We start from the raw sequence: 20,501 nt of genomic DNA, 5'->3' as shown, positions 1-20,501 counted from the left end.
ATTTATGACTTACTTTTGCCCCTCCTTTACAGAAAGACCTTAACCGACCCGGAAAAAATGAGCATTACCCGATTGAAGCGCAAGCACCGCAAGAACATTGCCCGCGCTAATAACAAGCAGACCATCATCAAGCAATTGCTACTCACTCCTGTTCTTAAGAATGTGGATATCGAGGAGTTGAAAGCTAAATTTCCTACTACGGGCGGGGCAGCGAGCCAGGTTTCTTCTGCTAAAGAGGTTGCTACCTCAACCGTTGACAAAGTGAAAGAGGTGGCGGCAGAGGTTGTAGACACCGTTAGCCACAGCGAAGTAGTGGAGAAAGCCAAGGAAGTCGTAGGCGACATCGTAGAGAAAGTGCAGAGCGTAGTAGGCGGTAACGATACCACCAGCGCAAACGCTGAATCCTTTGATGATGCCGAAGCTGTAACCAAGCCAGTAAACGAAGACGGCCAAGAAGGTGAGCACCCCAAGCCCGAAATTGCCCTCTAAAGCTCAGTCGCCACCGGCGTCGGTCGGCTGATATAGATAAAAGCGTTTTTCCTGCCTGGAAAAACGCTTTTTTATTTGTCTGAAGTTTGCTGGACTCTATATGCCCACAAAGATGATTCTAGCTTAGCCACGCAAGTACCACCGGCTTCACCAACATTGAACTGCTGCAGTATCGTGTTAGGCGGCTATTTTCTTTCTTACTCGCGCCAGCTACTTCGGTCCTAGCTCGATGACCTGAAGGTGCTGCACTTTGCCATCGGCTACTTCGAAGCGCAGTAGTGTGCGCACCTTATGGAAACCATGGCGGCCTGCGGCTCCAGGGTTGAGGTGCAGCAAGCCGAGTTTGGCGTCGGGCATAACTTTAAGGATGTGCGAGTGCCCACTAATAAAGAGCCCGGGGCGCTCTTGCTGAAGCAAGGGGCGCGCAGCCGGGCTGTAGTGGCCCGGGTAGCCCCCAATGTGCGTCATCAATACGCGCAGGCCTTCGATGTCGAAGGCTTGCACCAGCGGTTGGGTATTGCGTACGTCGCGGCCGTCGATGTTACCGTAGACGCCGCGCAACGGAGCCACCTCCGCCAGTTGCTCGGCAACGGCAGCGGTACCAAAGTCGCCGGCGTGCCAGATTTCGTCGCAGCCGCTTAGGTGGTGCAAGATTCGTTCGTCGAGGTAGCTGTGGGTATCGGAAAGCAAACCGATTTTCTTCATCAGGCGAAGGTAGGAGAGAGCAGGAAATAATGTAGACAGTGAAACAACGACTTTCCTGTTGTGTTGGCGTGTTTTCGGCCAGTAGAACAGGGTATTACTTATTTTGGTAGCCTACGTATTTCACTGATTCATCTTCTCGTAGTCTCTTCTTCTTGCCTCCTCCAACAACTCAACTGGCGGTAGCCCGTATCTTGCCGTTCACCTTGCACTTTCGTTTGCGAAGATTTATGTTGTGCTTTGCAGCGGGCCGTGTCCTGTATTTCTCATTGTTTGTACCTCTCCAGATTACCCCGCGATGAACGTCTTCATCAACGATATTCCGCTGATCATCAAGAAGAACAGCGAAAAAGTGTACAAGCACAAGTACGACCTGATTCTGAATCCGGAAGACGAGTTTACCTCTAAGGATCTAGTAGGTGACGTTCTAGTGCGCGACGTCACGGATGTGTTCGTGGACCGGCTATTGCGGCTGATGGAAGTGAAAAAGCTTAAGAAGCTAACTTCTCTGACCATGCTGGCGCGCAAAAAAAGCCGCCTTATCCTACACTTAAAAGACCAGTTTCGCATTGTAAAGGCCGCTGGCGGCCTTGTAGTGAAACAAGGTAAAGTGCTGATGATTTACCGCTTAGGTAAATGGGATTTGCCGAAAGGCAAGCTTAAGAAAGAAGAAGATCCTGGCCTTGGCGCTTTGCGCGAGGTTGAAGAGGAATGCAACATCAAAGTGGAACTTGGCGACAAATTGCCTAGCACTTGGCATTCTTATGCCTACAACGGCAACAAGATCCTTAAGAAAACCAACTGGTACGTCATGCGCTGCCTAGACGACACAGTGATGAAGCCCCAAGCCGAAGAATACATTGAAGAAGTGCGCTGGATGACGCCCCAAGAGGCACTGACCGTGCTAGAATCGTCGTATGCTAGCATTGCGCTGGTAATGCGCCATTATTTAAGCGAAATGGCTGGCTCTTCAATCAAGAACTAGCATCACAGTAAGCCACAACGAGAAGGGCCCCACAATTCGAATTGTGGGGCCCTTCTCGTTGTGGCTTACTGTGGTTTAATTTTCGAATGGAGGCAATTGAAAAGGCACGAAGCTGTCAACGTTGCCACCGAAACGATGAATTTCCCGAATAATGGTGCTACTAATGGCTGCCAACACAGGAGACGTAATCAGAAATACAGTTTCTAGCTCTGGGTTGACGTGGCGGTTGGCTTGTGCAATGGTGTTTTCATATTCGAAATCGGTGGTGTTGCGCAGGCCGCGTAGCAGGTAACGGGCTCCCACTTCTCGGGCAAAATCGGCAGTAAGCCCTTTGTAGGCCCGCACCGATACGCGTGGCTCGTCGCGAAACACCTCCTCAATCATACTTATCATCTGCTCCACAGGTAAGTAGCGGGTCTTGCTGCTGTTGTTGCCGATGGCAATGATGATTTCATCGAACAAGGCCGCGCCCCGCCGTACCACATCTAGGTGGCCATTGGTAAACGGGTCGAAGGAGCCAGGGAATAGAGCGATGCGCATGAGTAAAGCAGCTGGGTAGTGGAGTGACTGAGTGAAATAGGTGAGAGTTTGTCGGATTACTCCGCTACTCAGTTACGCTCTACCATTACTCGCAAAGGTGAAGGCTATAGAGCTCGAAGAAACGGTACTCGAAAAGCTCGTTGAGGCGGTAGCTGTAGCTTAGGTCGAAGGGGCGGTTGCCGAACTTGATATGGCGAATGTACTTGCGCAGGATGGTGAACAGTTCAGAATCGTGCATCAAGTCACCCCACACTACTACCGGGTCCTGATCGGGGTTGAGTTGCAACTCCTGCATCACGAGAATGGTATAATAAATCAAGTCTTCGGGCGAGCTAAAAGCGAAAACGTTGCAGAACTCCGGGCGTTTGTCGCGGATTACGGCAATGGTTAGTTCTTGGTGCCCAATACTCAGGTACAAGCGGCGGGTAGTAGTTGACTCACTTTGGTGAATAAGTCCTTCGAGCAAGGCGCTGGTTTGGTGCAGCAGCGAGCCAGCCGGGTAAGTGGACTTAAACCAATTGGTCATTTCATTTTCGGCCGCGAATACACTGGCTAGCTCCAGGCTGGCATGCGTGTACGAAAAAACGGTTTCGTGCTGCGCATCGACGGTATGATGCAGGCGCAGATAAGCGGCTTCGTCACCGGGGCGCAGGAGCGGCGCCGGTAGCAGCGTAAAGTGGCGGTTTTGGATGGAGAGGCGCACGTGGTTCCAGCCGGTTTGCCCAACCAAATCGTGGTGAGCAGCCAAGGCTTGCAATTGCCCTCCGTAGGAAGTAGCAGCCAGCGGCGCATAATCTTCTAACACCACAAATTTGTTGCGGCGCACATCGGCTACGCCCACCCGTAGTCCGGCTGGGTTAGCGGTTAGATAAAGGTTGTAAGCAGATAGAGTAGTGGGGTCTAGGGTTTCGTCGCGCAGGCGGTGCAGGACCGTAGGAGCCGGCAGTTGCGACGAGGAAATAGACATAGCAGTGGAAACAAATGAGTCGGAGGCCACGGGCAAATACGGGTAGGGAAGGAGACCAAAGGTACTCAGGCCAACGTAATTGCCATCAGCCTATCCCTCGTGAGTACGCTTCTATGAGTTGCTCCTAGCTACTTAGCGCTCAAATTCACTAACCGTAAAAGTTACTTCTGAAACCGGATTTGCGGAATGAACACATCGTCGGTGCTGATAATCTGGCGGAGTACGGGGTGCACTTGGGTGGGTGGTAGCCGAATGAGCTGCCGCGGTTCCACGAAGGCCACCTTAGTGAGAAGCTGATCTTCAGCGGCATGCTCCGGGTCGTGACCCAAGCGGGGAATTGCATTGGCATCCTCCGGCGTCACCTCGAAAAATAGTTCTAGGGCCTGTAAATCGGCGCTGCCGTACTCGTGCAGATGCAAAAACCGGCCGACATGCACATCCAAGCCGGTTTCTTCCCGAAACTCGCGCCGCAAACAAGCTTGGATGGTTTCGCCAAACTGCCAGCCCCCACCAGGCGGCGACCAAAAAGGAGCATCATTGGGCAGTAAGCCACGGTGAGCGGCCAGTAGCAATGCGCCTTCCTGCACCAGCAGACCGCACACCCGTACGCGCACAAGGCCGGTGTAGGAGTCGAGGAGCTGACGGGTGGAAAGGGATTCAGGAACGGACATTGAGGGAGATATAGCGTAACAGAAAGCCTCAGCTTCAAGCTAAGGGAACCACTGAGCCTGATTTGCGGCCCTTGCGGCGCTGCCGCCAACGCCGCAATCGAGTGGCAATATACAGTACGAGTATCAGCACCAATCCGCCGGCTAGCAGCGGCAGCAGCAACGCTAGCACCGTTCCAAGCACGGCCAACGTGTTTTCGGCGGTGGCCAGCACCGGATTGCCAAGACCAGCCGTTCCCATCGTGGACCCAGCACGCAGCAGCGTCGTGCCCGTTTGGATAATGCCCGCTGTGCCGCCGCCAACCAACACTCCCAATCCCCAACGCACTACCGGGTCGAGGTCGGGTAAGGCAGCAGTCATGAGCACCGTACCGGCTATAAACGAAGCTGGTGTGGTTATCGTATCCAGCAAATTATCAACTACTGGAAAATAGTAGCCTAAAATTTCCATAACTGTGGCTGTGCCCAGCGCCCCTACCGCCACCCAGCTCCCTAACCACGCAAAGCCTGGTGAAGGGTGCAGCACACCCGTATGATAGGCTATACTGGCAGCCAGCAGCGGCACAAATACCCGAAAGCCACTGCACGCCGCAAGGGCTAATCCTAATGCGCCACTCAAAATGTATTCCATAGTGCAGGCTATTGATTGCGGGCTACTGATTGGGCCTTGGTCAATTTAACCAGAAACAACCATCAAATAGCAATCAATAAGCAGCAATTAGTGGCCGTATCTTTGGCCTTAATGACTACTCCCAAAACACCCGCCCCGTCGGCGTTTGCCGACGATTCGCTCGAAGCCCGCATCCGCCGCAAACTCACGCGCCAGCACTTCATGCACCTCATTGGCGCCGACCTTACCCGCATCGAGCCGGGCCGCGTAGAAGCCGAACTATTGCTCCAAGAGCAACACCAGCAGCAGCGCGGTTTTGTGCACGGCGGCCTCACCGCCACCATGGCCGACTTAGTTGCCGGCTTCGCTGCCGTTACCCTGGTGCCCGACGATACGGGCGTGGTTACGGTGGAGCTGAAGACCAGCTATTTACATCCCGGTATAGGTAAAAAGCTACGGGCCATAGGCTGGGTGCTGAAGGCCGGGCGCCGCCTGCACTTTTGTGAAGCGGAAGTTTGGTGCGACGACCTACTTATTGCCAAGGCAACGGCTACTATGGCCGTGGTAGAGCCACAGGGCTGATATTATATTATCTGGCAATTCAATAGGGCATCCGGGTTCGGTATAAGTACGGGTGCCGGGCGATTATGGAAACCGCACTGTTTCCGTTACAAGATCTGGTAAGCTAGGGACCTGAAACGGGCGTAGCTTTGTTATCTGACTACACGCTATGCTTTCTCTTCGTACTCCCTCCGTCCGCGACCATTTTCCTTATGAACCTACGCAGGATCAGTCCACGCTTTTCCAGAAGCTGGATTTGTTTCTGAAAGACGACTTGCCTGGCCGTAAAGCATTTGTGCTGCGGGGGTATGCCGGTACGGGTAAAACCACCGTGGTCAGTGCCCTGGTACAATGGCTGCACAAGCTTGGCCGCAAATACGTGCTGATGGCACCCACCGGCCGCGCCGCCAAGGTGATGAGTGCCTATGCGGGTGTACCAGCCAGCACCATTCATAAGAAAATCTACCGCCAAACCAGCGGCACCCCTTCCCAGGGGCTCTCGTTTCAGCGCCAGCCCAATCGGGCCCAAGACACGCTTTTCATCGTGGACGAGGCTTCGATGATTTCCGATGAAAAAGCTTTCGGAGAAAACGGCCTGCTCGACGATTTGATGAATTACGTGTTTGAAAAGCCGTCGAACCGGTTGTTGCTCATTGGCGATACAGCGCAGTTGCCGCCTGTGGGCCAACTACTGAGCCCGGCCCTTGACCCTGAGTTACTGCGGCACCGCTTCCGAGCCACTGTGGACGGGGTGGAGCTGCGGCAAGTAATGCGTCAGGCCGAGCAGTCGGGGATTTTGATGAACGCTACGGTGCTACGCGAGGAACTGCGGCAAGAGCAGCCCAACATCCAGTTCGTGACGGGCGGTTACCCCGACCTGTTTAAGATGGGCGGCGACAAACTGGAAGACGGCTTGCGCTGGGCCTATAAAAACTTTGGACACGAGAATACAACCATCATCTGCCGCTCCAACAAAAATGCCAACCAGTACAACCAACTGATTCGGCGGGTGCTGTTTGAAGCCGAAGAAGAGATAGAGTCGGGCGACTACCTGATGGTGGTGCGCAACAACTATTTCTGGCTGCCCAAGGATTCGGAAATGGGCTTTCTGGCCAACGGCGACTTTGTGCAGGTAGTTAAAATCATCCGGCGTACCGAGGAATTTGGGTTCCGATTTGCCGATGCCCGCGTGCGCCTCGTGGATTATCCCGACGAGCCAGATATGGAAATCAAGCTCTTGCTTGATACCCTGCACACCGAAAGCCCTGCCCTGCCTGCCGACCGCAGCAAAGAGCTGTACGAAGCCGTAGGCAAGGACTACGAACACCTTACCACCAAGCGCGATAAAAGCGCGGCGCTCCGTAAAGACCCGTTCCTGAACGCGCTACAAGTGAAGTTTGCCTACGCTCTCACTTGCCACAAAGCGCAGGGCGGGCAGTGGCAAGCCGTATTTGTAGACCATGGTTTCTTGAAGGAGGATATGGTGAATTCGGAGTTTGCCCGCTGGTTGTACACAGCTATTACAAGGGCATCGGAGAAACTGTTTTTGTTGAATTTCAACCAGAAGCTATTAGCAGAGAAGCCTGAAGCATAAATAAGGCGCTTCATTGCAGGGCAAAAAGAGGAGGGAACGTAATATTCGTTTGGCACGATATTAGTTTATTTGCGTTCGGTTTCATTGTAGAAGCCAAAGCAATCCTTCCATCCTACAAACTAATGCCCTATGAACAAACTAGTATTCGCCCTGCTGCTGGTTGTGCTTTTGCCTCTCGCCACATTGGCTCAAACGCGTGAGATTTACACGAATACCAATTTTCGGACTCTGGCTCAGAGTCATAAGATATTGGCCATCATGCCCTTTAGCGCGCATCTACAACTCCGACCGCAAGAAGTAACCAAAAATGGTGGGCCTGAAGGGGTAGCACGTTTGGAGCAGCGGGAAGGCTTGGATGTCCAGCAAGCGCTGCACTCGTACTTTCTGAAGCAAAAAGCTTCCAACGACTTAACAGTAGATGTGCAAGACCCTATGCGTACCAACGCATTATTAGCTCAAAGTGGCCTTACACCCGCCCAGCTTGCCACTCAGACGCCTGAACAATTAGCTAAGCTGCTGGGTGTTGACGGCATTATATCAGGCGATTTTTCTAGCACGCAGCCTATGTCTAACGGAGCAGCGGTAGCCCTGAGTTTGGCAGTTGGATTCAGCGGCCCTACGAATACAGGCAAACTTGTGATTAATATTCACGACGGTAAATCCGGCGAGTTGCTGTGGAAGTATGACAAAAGCCTTTCCCGTGGCTTTGGCAGCGACACCAATACCATCGTGACGACCATCATGCGGAAGGCCTCCCGGCAATTTCCTTATTCCAAAGAATTCAAGAGCTAAGCATTTGGTGCTTTTAGCTTGCATGGTTCCGGGACAGGCAGTTGCCTGTCCCGGTTTATTTTATGTGCTATAGCCGGAACAATCCACAGGGGCTTATATGTCTATCTTTGTATTACTTGCATCGGCTCGATAAGGAAAGCTGGCATTCAACTTGCCACGCCCGTTGAAACACGTATTTTTGTTTATCTCAACTCATAATGCAGTACCACCTCATGAAAAAAGCATTCGTACTTGCCCTGTCGCTGGCTTGCGCTGGCTTCGGCGCCCAGGCCCAGACGGCCGCCGTAAAGCCTGCCAATGCCCAGGTGAAGCCAGCTGGTCCGCAGATCCAGTTCGATGAAATGAAGTACGACTTCGGTTCCGCCAAGCAAGGTGAGGTAGTAACCCACGTCTTCAAATTCAAGAACGTAGGCACTCAGCCCCTCGTAATTTCCAACATTCAGGTGAGCTGCGGCTGCACTACGCCCGAGTGGACGAAAGACCCAGTGATGCCTGGTAAAACTGGTACCATCACGGCCAACTTCAACACAACCGGCAAAATGGGTATGCAGAACAAAGTGCTAACGGTTGAGTCGAATTCGGCAGCCGGTAATGCTATGGTATCGGTAGTGGGTGAAGTGAAAGAAGCCTCCACGGTATCTGCCGAGAAAACCGAGTCTGCCGCCGCTGGCGACAAGACCAAGCTGAAAGTTGACGACAGCAAAATGAAAGCAAAGAAGAAGTCGTAAGCTTTTCTTCCTGTTATCATAAAAAGAGCGGCCCGCTACACGCGGGCCGCTCTTTTTGTTGGTGGGATGCTCAAGCACTGTCTTTCCATCGCCAGGGATTCAAGTCAGATAAACTGAAAATCTTTTCAGATTCTTCCTACTTCGGGATGATAACGATTATACCTGTCGGGCCGCTAGCAGCAGCGTGATCCAACCGGCAATGAGCAGTAGACCCCCTATGGGCGCTACGGCACCTAGCTTGGTAATGCCAGTGAAGCACAGCAAGTAAAGCGAACCGCTAAATAGCAGTACGCCACCTAGCCATAGCCAAGCCGTAGTGCTCAGGAGCCGCAATTCGGGGCGTGCGTGTAGTAAGATGCCCACCGCCAGCAAGCCCAAGGCATGATAGAACTGGTAGCGTACGGCAGTTTCAAAGGTGTCGAAGCGGCCGGAAGCCTCCAGCATCGGGCGTAGGCCGTGGGCCCCAAAAGCGCCAATACCTACGCCTAGTGCGCCTAACAGGGCTGCCAGCTGCAAAATAATTCGTGCGGTCATGAAAGAAAGAGTTGAATTGGTAAACGGTTGTTGATGCTGCTTCCAATAGGAAATTGAACGGCCAACCATTTAAGCCATTCAACCGCAGAACAGTTAGTTTCTGCTGCCAAAAATAGCGCTGCCTACGCGGATGAGCGTGCTGCCTTCGGCAATAGCCAACTGGTAATCGGAACTCATGCCCATCGATATTTCTCGGAACGCCTCATTGCCAGTGAAGTAGCGAGATTTCAGTAGTTCGAAGTAACCGCTCAACTCGCTGAACTCCCGACGTAGCTGAGTTTCGTCAGGAGTGTTGGTAGCAATGGCCATAACCCCGGTCAGGCGGACGTGCTGCAAACTTTTGTATGCTTCGGATTGCAAGATTTCCTCTGCTTCCGCAAGGGTGAGGCCCGTTTTGGTTTCCTCCGCAGCAATATGAAACTGAAGTAGCCCGTTGATGACGCGGTTGTGCTTGGCTGCCTGCTTTTCCATCTCCAGCAGCAGTTTTAAGCTGTCCACGCTCTGGATGGTGTGCACGAACGGAGCTATGTATTTGACCTTGTTAGTTTGCAAATGCCCAATGAGGTGCCACTCGATATCGGCAGGCAACTCGGGCTGCTTAGCGGCCATTTCCTGAACTTTGTTTTCCCCAAAAAGCCGCGCGCCAGCGTCGTAGGCTTCTTGCAAGCGCTCCACTGGGTGCGTTTTCGTGACGGTGACTAGGCGGCAGTTGGTGCCTGCTAATTGACTTTCGAAGAACTGAATTTGGCTGGATATGGACATTCGGTAGTAAAATCAACCTTGCGCTGCTGACGAGGAAAGCAGCGCAAGAAGTTGTCTAATCCTCTAAAGCGTTGGTAAGAAACGTGTTTTTCAGCCCGAGCCAGAGCAGCCACAAGCCTACACACCAAAACAAATAGATGCGGTAATAGTCCCGAGTATTACGGAAACGGGTCTGCTTGATTTCTGATTTCTCGTAGCGATTGATGCGCTGGAATACTTGGCGGAGCGCAGCGTTGTCGGTGGCGCGGAAAAACTGGCCTTCCGCGGCTTCAGCAATTTGGCGCATTGTGGTTTCATCGAGGCGGGTATTGACGTAGTTGGTGCGGCCAAAGCCATCGGTACCGAAAGGTACCACGCCATCTTGCCCCAGCCCGATGGTATAGATTTTCATGCCGTAAGCATGGGCTAGTTGAGCCGCCGTAAGTGGATCAAGGCTGCCGGCGGTGTTTTCACCGTCGGAGAGCAAAATACAGACCCGCGTGCGGCTATGCGAGTCGCGCAGACGGTTAGTGGCTACGCCGAGGGCGGTGCCAATGGCCGTGCCGTCGTTGGCAATCATGCCGAGCTTCAGGCCGTCGATACTTTCGCGCAGCAGTTCATAATCGGTGGTAAGCGGGGCAAGGGAATAGGCGTCGCCCGCGAAAACCACCAGTCCGAGCCGGTCGCCGGAGCGGCCATCCACAAACTCATGGGCCATGCGTTTGGCCGCCTCCAAACGGTTCGGGCGCAAGTCGCCGAGTTCCATCGAGCCCGATACGTCGAGCACGAGCACAATATCAATGCCCTCACCCAACTGCACTACTCGTTCGTCGGTGCGCTGTGGACGGGCCAGCGCCACAACACCAAAGGCCATACTCAAAGCCAGTACCACATCCGGAATAAAGCGTAGCCCCGCGCTCCAGTCGCGGCGGACCTGGCCCTGCACGAAAGCTACGCCTAGCTTGCTACGCCGTCGGTACGCCAGCAGCCAGCGCGCCACAAACAACAGCGGAATGCCCGCAATCAGAAACAGCAACCGCGGCATCTCCCAGGCATAACTGGCTAGCGTGGCATAGCGCAGGCTATCTACCATGGGGCCAATAATCTGTTGCCAAAGCTGCATTTACAGGTGATTAATTCAAGGACAAGAAGGTGCCCTGAGAGGTTGTTGGTGCAATGTTAACGTACATCTGATATTGTCGGCACTTCACGCACCCAAGGATAGTCTGGCAAGACAACCGTTTTACTTCGCAAGTCGTGCTTGCTCTAACTCGAACCGACGTTGGGCGAAGTCGCGCAAGAGACCAAAGGCAAGGTCGGTTTCTACTTCGTCTTCGGTGAAACGATTGCCGTAAATAACCCGGTCGGCGAGGCGCAAAGCCAAGCTTACATCGGCATCATTGTCGTAGTAAGCTACAATTTCGCGGGTGGTAAGGCTATTGATGACGTTGTTTTCGAGGGTGGTGAGGTAATTTTTCCAGAGCGTAATGGCGCGCTCCATATTGGTGAGCGAGCGGCTAAGCGTGAACCGCTCGACGTGGCGCGCATATTGCGCCAGAAAGTAAACGTGATTCTTGCGCAACTTGTACAACTGGTATCGTTGCCGCCAACGGCGTCCGAAACCTAATGCCACGCCGCCCAACAGCAATACCAGGATGCCGAAACCCGCTAGCCAATACGGATAGTTGAAGGTGGGCTCGACGGGCAGCAGCGTTGTGTTTTGTCGCAATATGGGCACCGCACCTGTTGCCAACGGTGGCACCACCCGTTCCAGCCGTACTGCAGCCACCGTGGTCGGGACGGTCAGCGTATCGCGGCCGCGCAAGACGGTGACGGGCAACGCCAGCCGTTGCACAGAGTCTAGAGAGAAGGTGCGCAAGTGGTACACCGTTTCATCGAGGCTACGGCCCCGGCGGGTGCGAGTGGGGCGAAAGGTTTTGCCCACGAACTCGAAAGGGGCGTAGTTGGCCGTGGAATCAGGGAAAATAACGTTCAACCCTGGCGCGTGACTGTAGCTAAGCTCGTAATCGACGATTTCACCAACCCGAACCGAAGGCTGCAAGAACCGGCCCGGGGAGGACCCGCTTGGTCCTGCGCCGCAACCAGGTACGGCAAAAACAACAGGCACAGACTTGCCACCCAACGGCGCGTGTGGGTTTGCAGTGAACCATCTTTCAAAACCCGGTTGATTTTACCCACGCCCTGCCCGCAAGTTGCGCCGCCGAAACAGCCGGATAAGTTGAGGAACGTAGTCGGCATCGGTGGCAATGGAAAGGTATTCGGTGCGGTGCCGGCGGCAGATCTGCCCGATCTGCGAGCGGTTTTGCTCGTAGGTGGCGCGGTAGCGGGCCCGAAAACCCGCCGACGACGTATTGGTCCAGACGGTGCGGCCCGATTCCTGGTCGAAGAGGGGTACAATGCCGAGGGGCGGAAATTCCCGCTCGCGCTGGTCAAGCAATTGCACCACTACCAGATCGTGCTTGCGGGCCAGCATGGTGAGTTCCCGCTCGTAGGCAGTGTCAATGAAGTCGGAAATCAGGAGGATGATACTGCGCCGTTTCAGCAGCCCTAGGGCCTGTTTGATGCCGGCTCCCACGGCCGTCTGCTTGGACTTGGGCTCTAAATTGAACAACTGCTTGATGAGGGCATACGCGTGGCGCACGCCTTTACCGGGCGGCATATACAGCTCTTTCTGATCGGAAAAAGCCAGCAGACCGAGCTGCGCGTCTTGCCGGGCAGCTGCCAAGGCAAGGATTCCACAAATTTCCCGGCCGACATCTAGCTTGCGGCGGTTGGCCGCGCCCACTTGTTGAGACCCACTCACGTCGAAAAGTAGCAGCACTTGCTGTTCCCGCTCTTCCTTGTACGTTTTAATGAATGTACCGTGGCCTTTGCTGGATACTGCCCAGTCAATGGCCCGCACCTCGTCGCCATATTGGTAAAGGCGAACATCATCAAATTCGAGCCCTGTTCCTTTAAACACGGAATGAAAATTGCCTTGCAATTGCGCATCCACTGCCTTCAGCATCCGGATTTCCACCTGCCGAAGCTTGCGTACAAGCAACTGAAACGGAGTGGGAGTAGGGGAGTTCATATAAGCTAAACTACGTGAATCGCGTTAGGGTTGGCACTCGTATGAAAGGAAAACCCGGAGGAAACCGCGAGAATTCATAGGAAGCCATAGGAATCAACAGCGAAGCCCCAAGGAAATTGTATTTTTGCGCCGTGAAAAACTTGCTATTTCGTGCTTACTCGTTCAGGTTTAGCCTACTGCTTGCCGGGACGCTGTTCGGCTGCCAACGCCAAGATGATGTGCCGCCGCCCCAGCCCCTTATGCCCCGCCAGCAACTCGTGAGCGTATTAGCCGATTTGCATTTGCTGGAAGCACGGGTGGAAACCTCGCGCCTTTCGCCTGATTCGGCCCGGGCGCTTTACCTGCAACAGCAAAAAGACATTTTCTGGCGTCGGGACATAAATGATTCGCTGTTTCAGCGAAGCTTCCGCTACTACGCCAGCCACGGCAAAGACCTCGACGATATTTACGGTACTGTGCTCGACACCTTGGCCGCGCGTCAAGCAAAACTTGGTGCCCCAAAGTAAGCTTAACGACTTAGTGAAAAGCGGAGTTGCTGTGCACAGAACACAGCAACTCCGCTTTTTGCGTTATATCAACCGGCTGCCATTAGGAACCGGGCTAGCTAGCGTAGCCAGCACAATGTCGCCTTGCGCGTCGGCGGCACCCGTTACCAGCACTTCCGACATGAACTTGCCGATTTGCTTGGACGGGAAATTGACGACGCACAGCACTTGCCGCCCTATCAGGTCGGCGGGCTGGTAGTGGCGCGTAATCTGCGCACTAGAGCGTTTCTGGCCTATTTCGGGACCTAAGTCGACGAGTAGCTGATAGGCAGGACGGCGTGCCTCCCGAAACTCGCGAGCTTCCAAGATGGTGCCTACCCGCAGGTCAACTCGTTCGAAATCAGCCCAAGTGATAGTAGAAGACATAGATAACAGGGTTGTGGCGCGGCGCACTCAGAAGCTGTTCCAGTGGTGGCGCCATGATATAGTTACTGGGCGAAGGCAACGAGTTGGGTGAGGCGCACTTGTACCTGCGCTTCCCAGAACTTCTGCTTATCGGCGTTGAGGCCATGGTTGGTTTCTTGGTCGTAGCGCGCTTCCTCGCGTTGCCAAGCCGAAAATGCTGCTCTTGTGAGGTTGTTGAAAGCCGGGTTAAGGTGCTGGCAATTCAGCTTTACCAAGCTTAGTTTTTGCCGCAGCATGCGGGCGTGCAGTTCCGTGATGTCGAAATGGAGTTGCTCGTGGCGCAGCAAGGTCGGTGTGGCCTTGGCGGCATCGCGCACCCACGACTCTTGCGGCAGAAATACCGCTTTGACGCTGGAGCTAAACACAAAATCGGTACAACCTACCTGCACGTCGATGTTGCCGGACGTGAGGGCCGCCAGACGGTCGGCAGGCATGGGCTTGCTTTTGAAGTCGGTCCAGGTGAGGGGGCGTTGCGCTGACCAGGCTATGGTTTCTTTGGCAGGAGTTGCTTGAGCGGGCTTCGGAGCCGTTGGATTCTGAGAAAGCAGAAGCAGGAGAAACGAGAAAAAAGTCATTATCAAAGATAAACGATGAACAACTGCGTAGAAATACTAATGGCTTTGCTTGCTACATCAAACTCATAACGTCTTGTTCCCGAAGCTCGGCATACACCCACAAAAGAGTAGCCAAAATAACGTGAGGCGTTAGCCGAGATTTAGTGGCCCGCGAGTACGGCGGCTGGTGGGGTAGGAACGATGCTATGCTGCCGGAAGCGCCAAAGCAGTACACCGGCTACCAGCGTTAGGCCTGTGAGCAAGCCCAGCCACACGCCGATGCTTCCCATTTTCAGCCCAAACCCCAGTCCGTAGCCCAGCGGGAGTGCCACAACCCAGTAAGACAACAGGGCTACTAGGGAAGGTACTTTCACGTCTTCGAGGCCCCGTAAAGCGCCAAGCCCAACTACTTGCAAACCATCAGACACCTGGAAAGCAGCGGCAATAAGCAGCAGCGTGGCTGCTTGAGCCACCACGGCGGGGTCGTGGTTGTAGAGGTGCGGCACGTAGTGGCGGGCCGCTACCAGCAGCAACCCCATAGTAGCCATAAACAGAAAAGCCAGCAGATACGCTGCCAGGCCAGCCTGCCGGGCACCGTGGGCATCGCCTAGGCCCCGCAGATTGCCTACCCGAATGGTGGCCGCCGCCGCAATGCCACTGGCGGCCATGTACGTGACCGACGCCACATTGATGGCAATTTGGTGAGCCGCTTGCGGCGTGACGCCCAGCCAACCAATCATGATGTGGGAGAAGCTAAAAGCGCCCATTTCAAACATCATCTGGAAGCCAATGGGCGCTCCAATGCCCACCAAGCGTTTCAGGGTGGCGCCGTTGGGCCGCAGCCACGACTGCACCGCCTCTCGGTAGGGACGCAAGCGGGCCGCCCGCAACACGTACGCCCCCATAAGCACCGCCATCAGGATACGGGCCAGTAACGTAGCCCAGGCTGAGCCAATCATGCCAAAGCCTGGAATTCCGAACTTGCCAAACACCAGCACAACGCAAAGTCCGGCGTTGACGATGTTGGCCAAAACCGATAAGTACATGGCCTGCCGTGTGAGTCCTAAGCCTTCGGCGAATTGCTTGAAGCCCTGGAATATCATGAGCGGTAGGAAAGACAAAAACATAATCCGTACCCAAGGGGCGGCCAAGGCTACTACTTCGGTGGTTTGCCCTAGGTATTTTAAGAGAGACGCAACACCAGTGCCGGCCACGGCAAGCACGAGCCCCGCCAGGGTACTCAACCACACCCCGGCTACCAGCAAACGGCCGAGTTGTTGCACGTCGCGTTTTCCATTGGCGGCTGCCACCAGGGGCGTGATGCCCATCGACAACCCAAGCCCGAAAATCATGACTACGGTGCTCACACTTACCCCAACTCCTACGGCGGCCAGCGGCACCTTCCCCGTCTGCCCGACCACTACGGAGTCGCAGACGTTGACCAGCACGTGCCCTAGTTGGCTGAGCACAACCGGATAGGCCAGTAAAAGAAGGGGTTTGAGGTGAGGGCGGAGGGCAGTGAGCGACATGACTACAAAACGAAAGAATTCCGCAAAGGTAGCCTAGTTGCCGCCAGCAACTGGTGTTCTCGTCGGGCGCCTGCCGCTTATCGCTTGGGCTGTGCTTTTACCGAAGAACAGTCGTAAGCCTACGAATAGCTTCCGTTAGTTCAGCTGCCGGTACAGCATACGACAACCGAGCAAAGCCAGGCGCCCCGCAGGTTGCGCCGTCCACCACGACAACGCCGGCGGTTTTTAGTTTCGTCACCAATTGCCCGGAGGCATCGGCGGGTGCTAGACCTGGCGCGAGGAAGGAGCGCAGATCGGGGAAGGCGTAGTAAGTGCCACCCGGCAAATGCGGTAAGGCCCCTGGTAGCGTAGTCAGAAAGTCGAGCAGGCGCTGCCGGTTTGGGAGCAGCTGTTGTTGCAGGGTGGTGGTGATGGTTGAGCGGGCCTCGGTGGCCGCCAGGGCTGCTATCTGGCTAGGTACGGCCACGGCACCACCGGTAGCAAATTGTTGCCGGGCACAAGCCCGCGCCACCGCAGGCGGCGCCACAAGGTACCCAATGTTCCAGCCCAGCAGCGTCAACGACTTGGAAAAGCCATTTACCACTAGGTGCTGACCGTTGGGGTCGGGGAAAGAAAGAAGGGAAGGCACTGGCTCAGACGCAAAGCAAATACCGTCGTAAATCTCGTCGGACAGCACAAAAAGCTGTGGGTACTGACGCGTGACGGCTAGCAGAGCTTCAACCTCGGTACGCCGGTAGATGCGGCCCGTTGGATTGTTGGGGTTCGTGAAAATTATCACCCGTGTTTTTGGGGTGATAGCGGCCTGCAAAACCTCGGGAGTCAGTGCGTAGTTGTCGGCGTTGTTTAAGGGCAGTTCGCGTACCACGCCACCAGCACGTTCTGCTAATTCCCAGAAACCAAACCAATTGGGGGTGGGCAGCAGCACTTCGTCGCCGGGATGTAGCACTGCGTTCAGTAGAGCAAACAGTGCCGCCTTGGTGCCAGGCGTAACAACAATATTCGCCGGCGTTATGGGTGGGCCCTCCTGCTGATGGTAGTTGGTCGCCAGTGCTTCGCGCAGTGCCAATAACCCCTCTACCGGACTTACGGGCAAGCGGCCCACGTGCAGCAGATTTACTACGCGGGAAGTGACTTCGGATGCCGACAGAAAATTGCCGTAACCAGAGGCAAGGCTAATAAGTGACATGAGGTAGAGCAGGAAAAACAACTGAAAAGGTAGCCAAACTAGGCGGCCTTTCACAAGGCCAAGGTATTTCAGAAAGCAAGGCGCTTTGAAATACCTTGGCCTTGCACGCCTATATGGTTTGTCCAGCCTCTTACCGCAAGCTTATCCCTAAAACATACACTGCTGCCACCATGGAGCAGGCAGTAACTTGAGCAAAGGTTGCTTTGCGCTCGTCATCATCGGCACAAACAATGCCCAATAGTAGCTGCCGGTTATCAGGCGGGGCGAAGCACTACGTCGGCAAAGTAGTCTTGCTCGTCGGTGAAGAAATCTGTGACGGTGAGGCCAGCTTCAGCAGCTAGCACCTTGATTTGCGGAGCCGTGAACTTGTAGGAATTCTCGGTGTGAATGGTTTCCCAGGCAGCAAACTCGAAAGTCTGGTTGAGAGCACTGACATGCACGGCTTGGGCGCGGGGGCTAACCAAAAACGAGCGTACCGTGCCAGCCAGTGGGTCATAGTCGGTGTAGTGCTGCCAGTGCGCGAGGTCGAAATCGGCGCCTAGCTCCCGGTTGAGGCGCGCGAGTAGATTCAGGTTGAAGGCGGCTGTTACGCCCTGCGTGTCGTCGTATGCCGCCCGGATGATACGCGGGTCTTTCTGCAAGTCGAAGCCGATAAGGAGCCGGTCGTTGGGGCTAAGTGGAGCCGCTAGGGTGCGCAAGAACGCGAGGCGGTCGGTGGGTAAGAAGTTGCCGATGTTGGAGCCCAAGAACAGCACCACTTTGCGGCCCGGCCGAGCTGCCATCAAGCGCAAAGCTTCCGAATAGTCGGCCACGATGGGCTCCACGCGCAGTTCGGGCAGTTCCTCGCTGAGGCTGGCAGTTAAACCATCGAGGGCAGCGCCGGAAATGTCGACGGGCACGTAGGTGAACGCCGCGTTAGTTTCGAGGAGATGACGAAGCAGAATTTTGGTTTTTAGACCGTCGCCAGCACCTAATTCTAGCAGAAAAAAAGGCTCCTGCGTTGCCGTGGGACGCAAAGCCATAGCCAAAGCAGCTTGGTGCCGGGTGAAAAGCTGGAACTCGGTGCGAGTAGGATAGTACTCGGGAAGCGCCATAATCTGCTGAAACAGGCGGCTGCCCTCGTCGTCGTAGAAATACATCGACGACAACGTTTTTTGCGGGCGTTGTAACCCCTCGGCTACGTGGCGCTTCAAGGTTTCTAATTCCTGGTTTTGTGTTTCTGATGACAGTTCAGAACCCAGGGAAGCGGCAAAATCAAGTGTGGAAGCAGAAGGTGCCGAGGCAGAGGAAGAGGGCATAGTCAACACGCAAACTAGAAGTAGAAAAACAATGGCAAATGCGCGCCCAGCAAACAATCAGCGCGCTTGCAGACCTATCTGGCCAGACGGATGCCGGTAAACTGCCAGCGTTTGTCGGCGTGAAAGAAATTACGATAGGTGAGACGAATGTGGCTGATGGGAGTGGCGCAAGAGCCGCCGCGCAGCACCAACTGGTTGACCATGAATTTGCCATTGTACTCGCCGAGCGCGCCCGGCGCCCGGTTGTAGCCCGGGTAAGGGTGGTAGGCCGAATACGTCCATTCCCAAGCATCGCCAAGCAATTGGTGACACCGGTTGGGGTCGGCATCGGGGGGCAAAGGCTGGGGGTCGAGCAGGTTACTTTCAAGGAAAGTGCCGCCTACAGGAGAAGCCAGGAAGTGCCGGGCCGCTACTTCCCATTGCTGTTCGGTGAGCAAGCGCGCACCAGCCCAAGTGGCATACGCCTGCGCCTCGTAGAAGCTCACGTGCGTAACCGGAGCCGCCAGATTTACGGGCTGCAGACCGCGGTGCGTGAAGCGGTGCCACTGGTCGTCTTTCTGCACCCAGTACAGTGGCGCTTCCCAGCCCATGCTTTGTACCAAGTCCCAGCCTTCGCCTAGCCAGTGCCGGAAATCCTGGTAGCCACCAGCCTTCACAAACTCCAGGTATTCGCCGTTGGTCACCAAGCGGTTCTGGATTTCAAAGTCAGTAGTCAGCACCTCGTGAGCATTCAACTCGTTATCGAAGCAGAACCCAGTGCCTTCGTAGCCGATGCGCGAAATGCCACCCGGTACTGGCAGCCAAGTGGCTTTAGGAGCTTCCGCAACACGCGAAGCAGCCTCAGTGTCCTTCCTAAAGTAAGCTGGTGCCAGCGGACTCGTACTAAGAATGTATTTAATGTCGGTGGCCAGCAGTTCCTGGTGTTGTTGTTCGTGCTGTAGTCCGAGCTCAAACACCTCGTGAAAGGCGGACGGCAACGTGTCGGCTAAGGCCAAAAGTTGCGGCATATGCTCGTCTACGTGGGCGCGGTAAGCATACACATCGGCCAACGCGGGGCGCGAAATGGTGCCTCGGTCGGCCCGGTTCACGCGGGAGCCAAGCGAGTTGTAGTACGAGTTGAACAGAAAGGCGTAGTCGGGATGAAATACCGTGTAGCCGGGCAGGTGTTCTTTCAGTAGAAACGTTTCCCAAAACCAGGTAACGTGGGCCAAATGCCACTTCGGGGGGCTCACGTCGAGCATGGGCTGCACTACGGTGTCTTCGGGCAGCAGCGGGGCGCACAGCAGTTCGGTGCGTTCGCGCACCTCCCGAAAACGCTGCGCTAGAGAGGAACCGGCAGTCGTTGGCGGTGCAGGGGCAAAGGAGAGAGGAGATGACGACATAGCAGCTAGGAGAAAGGAAAGCCTTGGCAAATAACTATATTTCTCTGGTTCAGGTTTTGACTGGACCCGTGACAAACTGCAGTTGAGGCCGCAAGCTCCTCCGTATTTTACGCAAAGACTGTGTTGTATATCGCGCAAGCTCCTCCGTAAAAAGCGGTATTTTATACCCCTTCCCGCATTTCTTATTGGTTTTAATTAGCCCAAAGTCAAGGGCCTGCGTTTCTTGCTTACACAAAGCAACTACTTAGCCATTCCTTTTCCACAACCAATACGACTATGCAAAACAACCTTCAATCCACCCCAGTATCACGTCCTGCTGCTAAGTCGAAAGCTGCCACCACCGAGTCTAAGCCAAAGCGCCCACGGGGCTTTGCAGCCATGGACCCCGAGCAGCAGCGTCGTATTGCAAGTGAAGGCGGACGCGCTTCGCACGAGAGTGGCCGCGGCCACCGCTTCACGGCCGAAGAAGCTCGCGCTGCCGGTCGTAAAGGCGGCCAGGCAACGCGTAAAACTTCGACTCCTAAAGCGTAAGCAAGAGTCCTAGAAGATCTGCTTCCAACCACGGTCTTTGAAAAGCCGCTTCCGGAATCATTCCAG

24 protein-coding genes are annotated in these 20,501 nt (G+C 54.8%); 8 read left to right on the top strand and 16 right to left on the bottom strand.

All coding sequences use genetic code 11. The annotated features are described in order from the left end of the window. Positions 1 to 57: 57 nt before the first annotated feature. Positions 58 to 489, top strand: coding sequence for a hypothetical protein (locus MUN86_RS15470; protein WP_245125830.1), 432 nt, complete (start codon positions 58 to 60; stop codon positions 487 to 489). A 210-nt stretch (positions 490 to 699) separates the two neighbouring features. Here the strand turns inward: MUN86_RS15470 and MUN86_RS15465 are convergent, their stop codons facing one another. Continuing rightward, entirely contained in the window at positions 700 to 1,194 is a 495-nt protein-coding gene (locus MUN86_RS15465; RefSeq protein ID WP_245118965.1) for a metallophosphoesterase family protein, read from the bottom strand. A 295-nt stretch (positions 1,195 to 1,489) separates the two neighbouring features. Here MUN86_RS15465 and MUN86_RS15460 point away from each other — a divergent pair, with 295 nt between their 5' ends. Continuing rightward, complete coding sequence (locus MUN86_RS15460) at positions 1,490 to 2,176, top strand: NUDIX hydrolase (RefSeq protein WP_245118964.1); 687 nt, start codon at positions 1,490 to 1,492, stop codon at positions 2,174 to 2,176. 75 nt (positions 2,177 to 2,251) lie between these two features. On the opposite strand, the gene coaD is transcribed toward MUN86_RS15460, so the two are convergent. The 4 genes from coaD to MUN86_RS15440 form a co-directional block, all read right to left on the bottom strand. Then, positions 2,252 to 2,716 carry a pantetheine-phosphate adenylyltransferase gene (gene coaD / locus MUN86_RS15455; protein ID WP_245118963.1) on the bottom strand — a complete coding sequence of 155 codons (465 nt, stop codon included), beginning with the start codon at positions 2,714 to 2,716 and terminating at the stop codon, positions 2,252 to 2,254. Between the two features lie 85 nt (positions 2,717 to 2,801). Beyond that, a complete protein-coding gene (locus tag MUN86_RS15450; protein WP_245118962.1) occupies positions 2,802 to 3,683 on the bottom strand; it encodes a DUF3822 family protein in 882 nt (293 codons plus the stop codon). 161 nt (positions 3,684 to 3,844) lie between these two features. Further along, a complete protein-coding gene (locus MUN86_RS15445) occupies positions 3,845 to 4,354 on the bottom strand; it encodes an NUDIX domain-containing protein (protein WP_245118961.1) in 510 nt (169 codons plus the stop codon). Positions 4,355 to 4,388: 34 nt separating this feature from the next. After that, a complete protein-coding gene (locus MUN86_RS15440) occupies positions 4,389 to 4,982 on the bottom strand; it encodes a DUF4126 domain-containing protein (protein WP_245118960.1) in 594 nt (197 codons plus the stop codon). Positions 4,983 to 5,093: 111 nt separating this feature from the next. Here MUN86_RS15440 and MUN86_RS15435 point away from each other — a divergent pair, with 111 nt between their 5' ends. The 4 genes from MUN86_RS15435 (at position 5,094) to MUN86_RS15420 (ending at position 8,636) form a co-directional block, all read left to right on the top strand. After that, positions 5,094 to 5,543, top strand: coding sequence for a PaaI family thioesterase (locus MUN86_RS15435; protein ID WP_245118959.1), 450 nt, complete (start codon positions 5,094 to 5,096; stop codon positions 5,541 to 5,543). 148 nt (positions 5,544 to 5,691) lie between these two features. Continuing rightward, a complete protein-coding gene (locus MUN86_RS15430) occupies positions 5,692 to 7,116 on the top strand; it encodes an ATP-dependent DNA helicase (protein ID WP_245118958.1) in 1,425 nt (474 codons plus the stop codon). Between the two features lie 129 nt (positions 7,117 to 7,245). Next, positions 7,246 to 7,908: a DUF4136 domain-containing protein gene (locus MUN86_RS15425; protein ID WP_245118957.1), complete on the top strand. Its 663-nt coding sequence runs from the start codon at positions 7,246 to 7,248 to the stop codon at positions 7,906 to 7,908. Positions 7,909 to 8,120: 212 nt separating this feature from the next. Next, positions 8,121 to 8,636, top strand: a complete 516-nt coding sequence (locus MUN86_RS15420; RefSeq protein WP_245118956.1) for a DUF1573 domain-containing protein — start codon at positions 8,121 to 8,123, stop codon at positions 8,634 to 8,636. 156 nt (positions 8,637 to 8,792) lie between these two features. Here the strand turns inward: MUN86_RS15420 and MUN86_RS15415 are convergent, their stop codons facing one another. From MUN86_RS15415 to MUN86_RS15395, 5 genes are all read right to left on the bottom strand, one after another. Next, positions 8,793 to 9,170, bottom strand: a complete 378-nt coding sequence (locus MUN86_RS15415) for a DUF423 domain-containing protein (RefSeq protein WP_245118955.1) — start codon at positions 9,168 to 9,170, stop codon at positions 8,793 to 8,795. A 93-nt stretch (positions 9,171 to 9,263) separates the two neighbouring features. Beyond that, the gene (locus MUN86_RS15410; RefSeq protein WP_245118954.1) at positions 9,264 to 9,932 is read right to left on the bottom strand and encodes a YggS family pyridoxal phosphate-dependent enzyme; all 669 of its coding nucleotides are present in this window, start codon (positions 9,930 to 9,932) and stop codon (positions 9,264 to 9,266) included. Between the two features lie 55 nt (positions 9,933 to 9,987). After that, positions 9,988 to 11,034 carry a vWA domain-containing protein gene (locus tag MUN86_RS15405; RefSeq protein WP_245118953.1) on the bottom strand — a complete coding sequence of 349 codons (1,047 nt, stop codon included), beginning with the start codon at positions 11,032 to 11,034 and terminating at the stop codon, positions 9,988 to 9,990. 120 nt (positions 11,035 to 11,154) lie between these two features. Beyond that, positions 11,155 to 11,973 carry a hypothetical protein gene (locus MUN86_RS15400; protein ID WP_245118952.1) on the bottom strand — a complete coding sequence of 273 codons (819 nt, stop codon included), beginning with the start codon at positions 11,971 to 11,973 and terminating at the stop codon, positions 11,155 to 11,157. A 129-nt stretch (positions 11,974 to 12,102) separates the two neighbouring features. Further along, complete coding sequence (locus tag MUN86_RS15395) at positions 12,103 to 13,005, bottom strand: DUF58 domain-containing protein (RefSeq protein ID WP_245118951.1); 903 nt, start codon at positions 13,003 to 13,005, stop codon at positions 12,103 to 12,105. 131 nt (positions 13,006 to 13,136) lie between these two features. Here MUN86_RS15395 and MUN86_RS15390 point away from each other — a divergent pair, with 131 nt between their 5' ends. Then, the gene (locus MUN86_RS15390; RefSeq protein ID WP_245118950.1) at positions 13,137 to 13,511 is read left to right on the top strand and encodes a DUF4296 domain-containing protein; all 375 of its coding nucleotides are present in this window, start codon (positions 13,137 to 13,139) and stop codon (positions 13,509 to 13,511) included. Between the two features lie 63 nt (positions 13,512 to 13,574). Here MUN86_RS15390 and MUN86_RS15385 read toward each other — a convergent pair whose 3' ends face one another. From MUN86_RS15385 to egtB, 6 genes are all read right to left on the bottom strand, one after another. Continuing rightward, a complete protein-coding gene (locus tag MUN86_RS15385; RefSeq protein ID WP_245118949.1) occupies positions 13,575 to 13,916 on the bottom strand; it encodes a tRNA-binding protein in 342 nt (113 codons plus the stop codon). Between the two features lie 62 nt (positions 13,917 to 13,978). Next, entirely contained in the window at positions 13,979 to 14,530 is a 552-nt protein-coding gene (locus tag MUN86_RS15380) for a DUF922 domain-containing protein (protein WP_245118948.1), read from the bottom strand. A 140-nt stretch (positions 14,531 to 14,670) separates the two neighbouring features. Further along, on the bottom strand, positions 14,671 to 16,038 hold the full coding sequence (locus tag MUN86_RS15375) for an MATE family efflux transporter (RefSeq protein ID WP_245118947.1): 1,368 nt from the start codon (positions 16,036 to 16,038) through the stop codon (positions 14,671 to 14,673). 97 nt (positions 16,039 to 16,135) lie between these two features. Then, positions 16,136 to 17,224, bottom strand: a complete 1,089-nt coding sequence (locus MUN86_RS15370) for a pyridoxal phosphate-dependent aminotransferase (protein WP_245118946.1) — start codon at positions 17,222 to 17,224, stop codon at positions 16,136 to 16,138. Between the two features lie 254 nt (positions 17,225 to 17,478). Then, a complete protein-coding gene (gene egtD, locus MUN86_RS15365) occupies positions 17,479 to 18,522 on the bottom strand; it encodes an L-histidine N(alpha)-methyltransferase (protein ID WP_245118945.1) in 1,044 nt (347 codons plus the stop codon). 74 nt (positions 18,523 to 18,596) lie between these two features. Then, positions 18,597 to 19,904 (bottom strand): ergothioneine biosynthesis protein EgtB, encoded by a 1,308-nt coding sequence (egtB, locus tag MUN86_RS15360; protein WP_245118944.1) that lies wholly within the window; start codon positions 19,902 to 19,904, stop codon positions 18,597 to 18,599. A gap of 276 nt (positions 19,905 to 20,180) precedes the next feature. Here egtB and MUN86_RS15355 point away from each other — a divergent pair, with 276 nt between their 5' ends. Further along, entirely contained in the window at positions 20,181 to 20,435 is a 255-nt protein-coding gene (locus MUN86_RS15355) for a KGG domain-containing protein (protein ID WP_245118943.1), read from the top strand. Positions 20,436 to 20,501 lie beyond the last annotated feature (66 nt).

It is taken from the genome of Hymenobacter volaticus (assembly GCF_022921055.1).
Classification (GTDB): Bacteria; Bacteroidota; Bacteroidia; order Cytophagales; family Hymenobacteraceae; genus Hymenobacter; species Hymenobacter volaticus.
Note: the sequence above shows the minus strand (reverse complement) of the source record. Positions and strands in the feature narration are given on the sequence as shown.